This window comes from Streptomyces sp. CRN 30 (assembly GCF_034105845.1).
In genome coordinates this window covers 17,340-27,749 of record NZ_JAVRHI010000235.1, presented here as the reverse complement: position 1 = coordinate 27,749, position 10,410 = coordinate 17,340, and the positions used below count along the sequence as shown (strand labels likewise).

Below are 10,410 nucleotides of genomic sequence, written 5' to 3'. Positions count from 1 at the left end.
GCCCGGCGCCGGGGCCACCGACGCCGGCGGAGGAGCCGGCGCCGGACCGCACGCCGGCGGTCCGCTCGGCACCCGTGAACTGGGCGACCAGCGCCGCGTCGGGCCGCACGTCGGCCAGGCGCGGCGCGATCCAGCGGGCGTAGAGCGGACCGGAGACGATCACGGTGGGGACGGCGCAGACGAGACCGACGAGCAGCGTCGGACCGAGGTCGGCGTGGAGCCCGGTCATGGCGGTCAGCGGACCGGGGTGGGGCGGCAGCATGCCGTGCAGCGTGGACAGGGACGCGATGGCCGGCACACCGAGCAGCACGTACGGGGAGCCCTTGGCGCCGCCCTGTTCCTCCATGCGGCGGGCCACGCTGAAGATGAGCGGCAGCAGCACGATCAGCCCGATCTCGAAGAACATCGGGATGCCGATGACGAACGCGGCGGCTCCGACCAGCCAGGGCAGCCGGCCCGCACTCGCGCGCCCCACCAGGGCTCGGGCGATGGCGTCGGTGGCACCCGAGTCCGAGAGCAGCCGGCCCAGCATGGCGCCCAGGGCCAGTGTGACCCCGACGTCGCCGAGGGTGCCGCCCGCGCCTTCCTCGATCGACCCGGTCAGATCGGCCACCGGCTCCCCGGCGGCCAGCCCCGTCGCTACGGTGACCACGATCAGCGCGACGAACGGATGGACCCGCGGTCTGCCGTTGATCAGGTAGATGAGGACGGCGATCGCCGCCGCCAGGATGAGCAGCAGCCACCAGGTGTGGGACGTCATGCGGTGCCTTTCACAACAACAGCGAACAGAACTTCCGGACGGCAGAGAGCGCGGGGGAGGGCGCGCGAGGGCGCACGGGAGGACGGGAGGACGGGAGAAGCAGAGAGGCGGCCGGTGCGGTCGGTGGTTCAGCCGAGCCCGAGGCGGTCGACCAGGCGGGCCACGGCCCGGTCCTGCCGCGCGAGGAACTCCTCGAAGGCGTCGCCCGTCGCGAACAGGTCGGTCCAGCCCCGCTGGGCGAGGGCCGCCCGCCACTGCGGGGAGTCGTGCAGCTCGGTCAGCGCGTCGGTCCAGCGGCGGCGGTCCGCGGCACTGATGCCCGGCGGGGCCACGATCCCCCGCCAGTTGCTGAAGACCAGGTCGATGCCGTGGGAGCGCAGCGTCGGCACCTCGGGGAGCGTGGCGACCGGACGGTCGCTGGTGACGGCCAGCACCCGCAGCTGACCCGCGTCCACCTGGTCGAGGTACTCGCCCACGCCGCTCGTGGCGAGGTCGACCTCCCCGTCGAGCAGCGCGGGCAGCAGATCACCGCCGCCACCGTCGTACGCCGCGTAGTCCACGTCCCCCGGATCGACACCGACGGCGTGGGCCAGTTCCATCGCCAGCAGGTGGTCGGGGCCGCCGGGGGAGGAACCGCCGCCGACCGTCAGCCCCGACGGGTCCTCCCGCCAGGCGGCGATCAGGTCGTCGACCGTGCGGTACGGCGAGTCCTTCCGCACCACCACCGCCCCCGGCTCCCCGAGCAGCCGGGCGATCGGGGTGGTCCGGCCCACGGTCACCGGTGCCCGCGCGACGTGCGAGGAGCCGACGACACCCAGGCCCATCTGCATCACGAGCCGGCCGTTGCCCTGCTCGTTCACCAGGCGCTGGAGGCCCACCGTGCCGCCCGCGCCCGGCAGGTCGAAGACCTGCGTCCCGGTCGCGGCACCGGTCTCCTCCAGCACCTTCGCCACGGTGCGCGCGGTGGTGTCGTACCCGCCGCCGGCCGTGTTCGGCACCATGATGCGCAGATCACCGCAGGCACCGTCGCCCGCCGCCGGCCACGCCCCGCAGCCCGCCGCCGGCAGCGACAGGACCGCCAGGAGACACAGGGCGCGTGCGCGGGCTTTCACGGCCCCCTCTTTCACCGGCGACGGGATGGACGTCATGATTGTGCATCCGAACCGCGTGTATCCCCCACCTTCTGTCACCAAGAGAGATTGAGTACGTTGTGGTCAGCACCTTCCGGCGCCAGAGCCTCGCGGGCGAGATGCTGGTTCTTCAGCTCGCCATCATCGTGACGGTGGTCCTGGCGGTCGCCGCGGTGTCACTGGCCCAGGCGCAGTCGACGTTCAACCGGGTCGAGGGCCGCCGGGTGACGGAACTCGCCGAACAGCTCGCGGCCAACCCCCTCGTCCGCAACCAGCTCGCACGGCGCTCCCCGCAGAGGGCGCTTGCCGCGCTCGCCCACACCACCCTGGTGCAGTCCGGTGTCTCGTCCGTCACCGTGGCGGACGCCTCGGGCCGCGTCGTCGCCGCCACCGATCCCACCGCCGAGGGCGGCACCCTGCCGCAGAACGCCGACGTCGCCCGGGGACGCGGCTGGTCCGGCTCGCTGACCTGGGCCGGCCACCACGAACTGGTGGCCCAGGTGCCCGTGCTCGGCGCGACCCACCGCGACCTCGGCCGCCGCATGGGAACGGTGATGATCGGCGAGAGCGCCCCCACGGTGTGGCAGCGGCTCAGCGGAGCCTCGTCCTACGTACTCACCTACCTCGGCGTCGCCGGCGGACTCGGCCTGGCCGGTTCCTGGCTGCTGGCCCGGCGGGTCAAACGCCAGACACTGGGACTCGAACCGCGCGAGATCACCGGGCTGGCCGAACACCGCGAGGCGATGATCCACGGGATCGCCGAGGGCGTGGTCGCCCTCGACCCGCAGCACCGGCTCACCCTCGTCAACGACGTCGGCAGACGCCTGCTCGACCTGCCCCCGGACTCGGTCGGCAAGACCCTGGCCGACCTGGGCATCGACGGCCGGCTCGGCGACGTCCTCACCGGCACGCCCGCCCGGGACGCCGACCGGCAGGACGCCGTCGTCGTCCGGCACGGGCGGGTCCTGGTGATGAACCGGATGACCGTCACCAAGGACGACCGGCTGCTCGGCTCGGTCACCACCCTGCGCGACCGTACGGAACTGGCCCGGCTGGAACAGGAGATCGGCTCGTTCCGCAGTTCGGCCGAGCTGCTGCGGGCCCAGGCCCACGAGTTCGCCAACCAGCTGCACACCGTCTCCGGCCTCATCCAGATCGGCGAGCAGGACGAGGCGGTGCGCTACATCCGTACGGTCACCAGGCGCCGCCAGTCCCTGGACATGACGATCGGGCAGCGCATCCGGGACACCACCGTCGCGGCGCTCCTGATGGCCAAGTCCTCGCTCGCCGCCGAACGCAAGGTGACCCTGCGGGTCTCGGACCACACCTCCCTCGGCCGGCTCCTGCCCGAGGAGGCCGCCGATGTCGCCACCGTGGTCGGCAACCTCGTCGACAACGCCGTGGACGCCGTCGCCGGCGCACCCGCCGGACCGGGTGAGGCGTGGGTCGAGGTCGAACTGCGCCAGGACACCTCCAGCGTGGAGATCGTGGTCCGCGACTCCGGCCCCGGTGTCGCCCCCGAGGTGGCGCGGGAGGTGTTCACCCACGGTTTCACCACGAAGGCCGCCGCCAACGGCGGGCGCGGCATCGGCCTCGCCCTGACCAGGCTCGTCTGCGAGAACCGGGGCGGGGAGATCGCGGTGGCCAACACCGCCGACGGTGCCCAGTTCACCGCCCGCATGTCCGTGAGCCACAGCGCCGACCCCCTGACCGACGAACACCCCGAGACCGAGGGAACACCTCGGTGACGAAGGGAACGACCCGATGACAGCAGCCACGGAAGCAGCCGGCACCCCCACGACCGGCCCGCCGGTCGACGTCCTCGTCGTGGACGACGACTTCATGGTGGCGCGGGTCAACTCCACCTTCGTCGAACGCGTCCCGCCGTTCCGGGTCGTCGGCACCGCCGGCACCGGTGAACAGGCCGTCCACGCCGTCGGAGAACTCCGCCCCGACCTCGTACTGCTCGACCTCTACCTGCCCGACATGTTCGGGCTCGACGTGATCGCCCGGCTGCGCACCGCCGGCCACGACTGCGACGTGATGGTCATCAGCGCCGCCCGCGAGGCCGACAGCGTGCGGGGCGCCGTACGCCAGGGCGTCGTCGACTACCTCCTCAAGCCGTTCGAGCAGGACGACCTGGCGGTGCGGCTCCGGCAGTACGCGGGGCGGCGCGAGCGCCTGCTCACCTCGGTCGTACGCGGCCAGGCGGACGTGGACCGGCTGCTGGTCCCGCCCGCAGGCCCGCGGGGCAGCGCCCTGCCGAAGGGACTCAGCGTGGAGACCGCCGGGCTGGTCGAACAGGCCCTGCGCGGCGCCGAGGGCACCCTCTCCGCCGTCGAGTGCGCCGCCGTCGTCGGCATCTCCCGCGTCAGCTCCCGCCGTTACCTGGAGCACTTCCACGCCGCCGGCCTCGTCCACGTCTCCCTGCGCTACGGCACCGCCGGACGCCCCGAGCGCCGATACGCCTGGCAGCGGCCGCGGCCGTGACGGCCGTTTCCGCCCTCGTGGAACCGCTGAGGCACCCAGCCGGTCTGTCACATGGAGTCCCCTCGTCCCCAGGCCCTCCAGTCCCCTCGTGCCGGACACCACGGCGTACGGAGGTTTCGGTGTGCAGCAGGTCCTCTACGGCGAACGGTCGTACAACCCACTGACCCGGACCGTCCGCTTGACCGATCGCGTCCTGAGGGTGGGCTCCCGCACCACCCCCCTCGACGAACTGAACCTCGGCGCCATGGCCGAGGCGTACCGGCGGGGCCGGTGGCTCGGGGGCGGCGGCACGGAACGCCCCCTGACCCGCCTCCCCGAAGGGTCCGGCATCGTGCCCGTCACCCGCGTCACCGGCACGTCCGCACCGGTACGGGTGCGGCACGCCGCCGAGTTCGCCCACCGGCTGGGAGAGCTGGCGGTGCGCTGCTGCGGCGGACCCGAGCGGGTGGCCGCGCTGTCGGACCGGGCGCGGGCCGAAGGGGTACCGCTGTGGATCGCGCGCCGGTACGCGCCGGGCCCGGCCGGACCGGTCGCCGTCGCCGTCGAACGCCGCCTGGTGCGGGTGGACGTGTGGGGGCCGCACGCGCCCGTCGTACGCCTCCGGGCGCCGCGTGGTCACCGCCCCGGCGCCGGTGACCCGGCCCAGGGACTCACCCTGACCGTCGGCGACACGACGGCCGGGCTCGTCCTGGAGAAACGGGCCCGGAAGTCCAGGAGCCTGGTGGAGGTACGGGTTCCGGGGCGCCGCTGGACGCTGCGCCGGGAGGACGCGAGGCGTTCCTGGCTGCTGGCCGACGACCGGCGCGCCGCCCTGCTGACCAGGCCGCCACGGCGTCCGGCGACGGTCCCGGGCGAGGTGCTGCTGCCGCTGGCCCCCGTGCGCCACGAGAGCGCCGATCCGCTGGACGCCGTCATGGCCCACGTCTTCGCCGCCTCCTTCGGCCTCGGCAACACGACGGGCACGGCCCGCTTCCGCGCCGCACGGGGCCGCAAGGAGTGGGACCTCGACCTCCTCGCCGACGACGGGATCTGGGAACGCGCCTGGTTCAGCAACCTCGGCACGGACAACCAGGACAACGAATCCGGCGGCGGCGACGGCTGGGGCGCGGACGGCGGGGACGGCGGAGACGGCGGAGGAGGCGGTGACGGCGGGGCGGGGGCGGTGACTAGGGCGGGCTGTCGAGAGGCCGGGCTGTCGAGAGGCCAGGCTGTCGAGAGGCCGGGAGGCGACGGGCCGGGCGGCGGGGCGGCCGACGAGGACAGGCGGGGCTCGGCCCCCGACACGTACCGCCCGGACGGGGCGGCGCACGGCACAGCCGGACCCGGTGGGTACCGTGACCGGGCGCACCACCGAAAGGACCGCAACGCCGTGAACCGTCTCTTCCTGCCGGCCGACGCGCCCGTGGACGCCGCCGTGCGCGGCTTCGCGTTCGCCCACCCCGGCCTCGTCACCCTCCACGAGGACCCGCTCTACCTCACCGCCCGCGACCGCCACCCCGACCGCCGCGTCGGCCTGCTCTCCGGTGGCGGCTCCGGACACGAACCCCTGCACGCCGGTTTCGTCGGCCGCGGCATGCTGGACGCCGCCGTGCCGGGCCGCGTCTTCGCCTCCCCGCACAACCGCCAGGTCTACGAGGCGTCCCGCGCCGCCGCCGGCCCCGACGGCGTCGTCCACGTCGTCAAGAACTACACCGGCGACCGCATCAACTTCGGTATCGCCGCCGAACGCCTGCGCGCCGACGGCATCCCCGTACGCCGCGTCCTCGTCGACGACGACCTCGCCACCGACGACGCCGAGACGGCGACCGGCCGCCGCGGCACCGGCGCCACCGTCATCGTGGAGAAACTGCTCGGCGGCGCGGCCGACGCGGGGCTCGGTCTCGACGAGCTCGCCGAAGCGGGCGCCGCGTTCGCCGCCGCCTCCCGCAGCATCGCCGTCGCCGGACGCGCCCAGACCGCGCCCGGCCGCGGCGGCGAGGCGTTCGCGCTGGCCGACGGCGAGATCGAGTACGGCGTCGGCATCCACGGCGAGCGCGCCGCCCGCACCGTGCCCCGCCCGGAGTTCGAGACCCTCGTCGACCGCATGACCGGCCAGGTCCTCGACGCCCTCCCCGACACCTCCGGCTCCGTGCTCCTCCTCGTCAACGGCCTCGGCGCGACCACCCTGCTGGAGCTGTACGCCGTCCACGACCGGGTCCGCCACGTCCTCGACAAGCGCGGCGTGGACGTCGCCGGACAGCTCGTCGGCACCTACGTCCCCGCACTCGACATGAGCGGCTTCTCGGTGACGGTGACCGCGCTGCGCGAGAACTGGCTCGACTGGTGGCACGCCCCCGCCCTGACCCCCGCCTTCCCCGTTTCGGAGACCGCCCGATGACCACGACCGTCGACCAGGAAAAGGTCCTGCGCACCTACGCGGAGGCCGCCCGCACCGCCCACGACGCCCTGACCGCCCTCGACCAGCTCTCCGGCGACGGGGACTTCGGCGACAACCTCCGCGAAGGGCTCGACGGCGTGACGTCCGCGCTCGACGACGGCCCCGCCGACGCCCCCTTCACCGTCGCGGCCGGTGTCTTCCTCGACGAGGTCGGCGGCACCAGCGGACCGCTGATCGGCCTGCTCTTCCAGGAGATCGGCCGGGCGCTCACCGAGCACGGCGACGGCCACGAGGGCTGGGCCACCGGCGTACGGGAGGGCCTCGCCGCGATCCAGCGCGTCGGCGAGGCCGAACCCGGCGACCGCACCATGGTCGACGCGCTCGCGCCCGCCCGCGACGCGCTCGACGGGGGAGCGGGGTACGCGGACACCGCCCGTGCCGCCCTCGACGGGGCGCGCGCCACCGCGGACATCAAGGCCCGCCGCGGCCGCGCCTCCTACGTCGGTGAACGTGCCCTCGGCGCCGCCGACCCCGGCGCGACGGGCGTCGCCCTGTTCTTCTGGTCGCTGGCCCGGGTCGCCGAACCGGACACGGAGCTGGGATCGGTCACCGACGCGGTGTCCTGAACACCGGTGTCCTGAACACCGGGTGACGGCTCACGGCCGGCGCCGGCCGTTCACACGCCCGGCGCCGGCCGGCCCGCTCAGAACTCGTCCAGCCACACCACGATCCCCGTCCGTCCCGACAGCACGGCCGCCGTCCCCGCCCGCACCGCCGCCGCGCACCGGTCCGCCGTGAACGACGCCGCGTCGTACGTCGACGCCGCACCGAGGCCCTCGCCGCGGAACGACGCGCCGGTCCAGTCGACCGCCGTCACGTTCTCCGTGGGCTCGGCCAGCTCCGCGCCCACGACCAGGAACCGCTGGTCGAGATGGTTCGGGGTGACCGTCGCGAGCGGGTCCACGAGGTCGTCGCCCGCGCTGATCACGAGGTCCGCCCGCGCCCGAAGGGCCCGGGTGGCGGCCGGCAGGAGATCGTCCGCGCCGGACGCCCGTACGGTCCGCAGGTCGACGTCCTCGTCCTCGGCCCACTTCTCGACCGCCTCGACCAGGGTCCGGGTCGGCCGGTCGGACCCCGCCGTCAGCAGGACCACGCGGTAGCCGGCCGAGGGCCGCACCCCCGACCAGGAACCGGGCCGCGGCGTCACGGTCGACTCCGGCGCGGGGGAGGCGGCGCCGATGAACCCGGCACCCAGCTCGCCCACGGCGGACGGCCGCGCGTCCGGCGCCGACCGGTCGTCGTCCGGGCCGCACCCGGTGAGCAGAACGGCGGCCACGGCCCAAGCGGCGGCGGCGAGCAGATACGGGCGGCGCAAGACGACCGTCCTTCCAGGGGTTCGGTTCGGGAGACGGCCCCATCCTGCGCCGCCGCTCCCGCCCGCCTCCATCCGCCGGCCCCCGAACGGCCACTTGTTCCCGCACGGTTCGCCGGCCGGTCCGCCCCGGTTCACCCGCGGACGGCGCGACGGCACATCCGCGCGGCGCAAGCGGAAGTTCAGCCCCCACCAAGACCGCGTTGATCTTGACTTCACCTTGACCGGCGAGCTTGTCGATCTCCACAGCACGCACACATGTGCAAGAAAGAAACGACATCTCATGAGATCCAGACGCCCCGCGCGGACCGCACGGCCCGTACGCCGCCGTATGGCCACCGGCGCCACCGCGGTCGCCCTCGGCCTGACCGTCACCCTCGGCGGCCAGCTCGCCACCCCCGCCGTCGCGGCCGACTCCGCCACCTTCACCGGCATCGTCCTCGGCGTCGGTGCCGACGAGACCCAGCGCACCGTGAGCTGGTACTCCTCCGCCGACACCGCGCAGAAGATCCAGGTCGCCCCCAGCGCCCGGCTCACCGACGGCGCCTTCCCCGCCGACGCGTCCCTCTTCGACGCGCTGGGCGCCGCCAACACCTCCACCGGCGGCCACAACCGCCACTCCACCATCACGGGCCTGAAGGAGAACACCGCCTACTCCTACCGGGTCGGCAGCGAGGGCAACTGGTCGCCCACGTACTCCTTCCGGACGCAGGACTTCGAGGGCGAGTACGACTTCCTCTTCTTCGGCGACCCGCAGATCGGCTCCTCCGGCGACGTGGCCAAGGACACGGCCGGCTGGAAGGACACCCTCGACGTCGCCTACAAGGCCAACCCCGACGCCGAACTCCTCGTCTCCGCCGGCGACCAGGTCGAGAGCGCCGGCAACGAGACGCAGTGGAACGGGTTCCTCGCCCCCGACCAGCTGCGCCAGTACCCCGTCGCCGCCACCATCGGCAACCACGACGTCGGCAGCAAGGCGTACGAGCAGCACTTCGCCATGCCGAACACGGACCGTTCCGCCGCGTACTACGCCAACGGCGACCCGGACTCCAACACCTCCGGCGGCGACTACTGGTACATCTACAAGGATGTGCTGTTCATCGACATCAACAGCAACAGCTACGCCTCCTCCCAGGGCGGCGGCGGTGACGAGGCGCACACGAAGTACGTCACCGACATCATCGACCAGCACGGCGACGAGGCGAAGTGGAAGGTGCTCGTCTACCACCACTCCATCTACTCGCCCGCCGCGCACGCCAAGGACAAGGACAACAAGGCGCGCCGGGTCGACCTGCCCACCACCTTCTCGAAGCTCGGCGTCGACCTGGTCCTCCAGGGCCACGACCACAGCTACACGCGCAGCTACGAGATCAAGAACGGCGAGAAGGCCAACCCGGACGAGAAGCCCGGCCAGGGCGACATCTACCCGGGCCCCGGCGGCGTCCTCTACGTCACCGCCAACTCCGCCTCCGGCTCGAAGTACTACGACATCACGGCGCCCGACGACAGCGGCACCAGCGGGGCAGGCAACGGCGCCGACCCGAACAACCCGGACAACTACTGGTACAACTCGGTCCAGAACCAGGAGCACGTCCGCTCCTACATGAAGGTCCAGGTCCGCGACGACAAGCTGGTCGTGGAGAACCTCCGCAGCGGCACCTGCGCGGCCCCCAACGCGGCCGTCGAGAAGGGCAGCTGGTGCGACAACACCAGCGCCGACCAGCCCGTCGGCTCGGTCGTCGACAAGGTGAGCATCCACCCGTACAACGGTGACGGCCAGAAACTCCAGGTCGACGTGCCCGACGCCGCTCCCGGCGAGTTCGGCTGGACCATCGACGGCTACAACGGCCTGGTCGATCTCGGCACCGCCAAGGAGGTCGGCGGCGACCACTTCACCGCCACCGGCAAGATAAACCCGATCGTCGTCTCCGACACCCGCCGCTCGCTCTCCCCGTGGTCCGTCTCGGCCGACGTGAGCGACTTCAAGGACGGCGACAAGACGTTCTCCGGCTCGTACCTGGGCTGGTCGCCGTACGTCCTCGACGCGGGCGCCGGCGCCGAGGCCGGCTCCTCGGTCGCCTCCGGCTACGACGACCGGGGCAAGGGCCTGTCCGTCTCCCGCGGCCTCGGCTCCGCCGAGCAGGGCCACGCCCGCGGCAAGGCCAAGCTGGGCGCCGGCCTGGATCTGAAGATCCCGGACACCGTCGCGAAGGGCGGCTACCGCGCCACCCTCACGATCACCGCGCTGAGCAGCTGACCCACCGCCCTACCACCCGGCGGG

At 73.4% G+C, this 10,410-nt stretch carries 7 protein-coding genes and 1 pseudogene; 5 read left to right on the top strand and 3 right to left on the bottom strand.

Annotation, left to right across the window (positions count from 1 at the left end; genetic code table 11):
- Positions 1 to 760: pseudogene (locus tag UW392_RS25330) on the bottom strand (SLC13 family permease); the annotation flags it as partial.
- Between the two features lie 128 nt (positions 761 to 888).
- Entirely contained in the window at positions 889 to 1,872 is a 984-nt protein-coding gene (locus UW392_RS25325; RefSeq protein WP_320777424.1) for a tripartite tricarboxylate transporter substrate binding protein, read from the bottom strand.
- Positions 1,873 to 1,970: 98 nt separating this feature from the next.
- Between UW392_RS25325 and UW392_RS25320 the strand changes: the two genes are divergently transcribed.
- From UW392_RS25320 to dhaL, 4 genes are all read left to right on the top strand, one after another.
- Positions 1,971 to 3,638 (top strand): ATP-binding protein, encoded by a 1,668-nt coding sequence (locus UW392_RS25320; protein WP_320777423.1) that lies wholly within the window; start codon positions 1,971 to 1,973, stop codon positions 3,636 to 3,638.
- A gap of 16 nt (positions 3,639 to 3,654) precedes the next feature.
- Entirely contained in the window at positions 3,655 to 4,380 is a 726-nt protein-coding gene (locus tag UW392_RS25315) for a response regulator (RefSeq protein WP_320777422.1), read from the top strand.
- Between the two features lie 1,369 nt (positions 4,381 to 5,749).
- Positions 5,750 to 6,757 carry a dihydroxyacetone kinase subunit DhaK gene (locus tag UW392_RS25310; RefSeq protein WP_320777427.1) on the top strand — a complete coding sequence of 336 codons (1,008 nt, stop codon included), beginning with the start codon at positions 5,750 to 5,752 and terminating at the stop codon, positions 6,755 to 6,757.
- Positions 6,754 to 7,383 (top strand): dihydroxyacetone kinase subunit DhaL, encoded by a 630-nt coding sequence (dhaL, locus tag UW392_RS25305; RefSeq protein WP_320777421.1) that lies wholly within the window; start codon positions 6,754 to 6,756, stop codon positions 7,381 to 7,383. The genes UW392_RS25310 and dhaL overlap by 4 nt, the downstream gene beginning before the upstream one ends.
- Before the next feature lie 77 nt (positions 7,384 to 7,460).
- Here the strand turns inward: dhaL and UW392_RS25300 are convergent, their stop codons facing one another.
- Positions 7,461 to 8,132 carry a hypothetical protein gene (locus UW392_RS25300; RefSeq protein ID WP_320777420.1) on the bottom strand — a complete coding sequence of 224 codons (672 nt, stop codon included), beginning with the start codon at positions 8,130 to 8,132 and terminating at the stop codon, positions 7,461 to 7,463.
- Positions 8,133 to 8,412: 280 nt separating this feature from the next.
- Between UW392_RS25300 and UW392_RS25295 the strand changes: the two genes are divergently transcribed.
- Entirely contained in the window at positions 8,413 to 10,386 is a 1,974-nt protein-coding gene (locus UW392_RS25295) for a metallophosphoesterase family protein (RefSeq protein ID WP_320777419.1), read from the top strand.
- Positions 10,387 to 10,410: the final 24 nt, after the last annotated feature.

What these genes read in the sequence shown, in the direction of transcription:
- dhaL (WP_320777421.1), top strand. Translation starts at nt 6,754, where the DNA reads ATGACCACGACCGTCGACCAGGAAAAGGTCCTGCGCACCTACGCGGAG.
- UW392_RS25315 (WP_320777422.1), top strand. Translation starts at nt 3,655, where the DNA reads ATGACAGCAGCCACGGAAGCAGCCGGCACCCCCACGACCGGCCCGCCG.
- UW392_RS25295 (WP_320777419.1), top strand. Translation starts at nt 8,413, where the DNA reads ATGAGATCCAGACGCCCCGCGCGGACCGCACGGCCCGTACGCCGCCGT.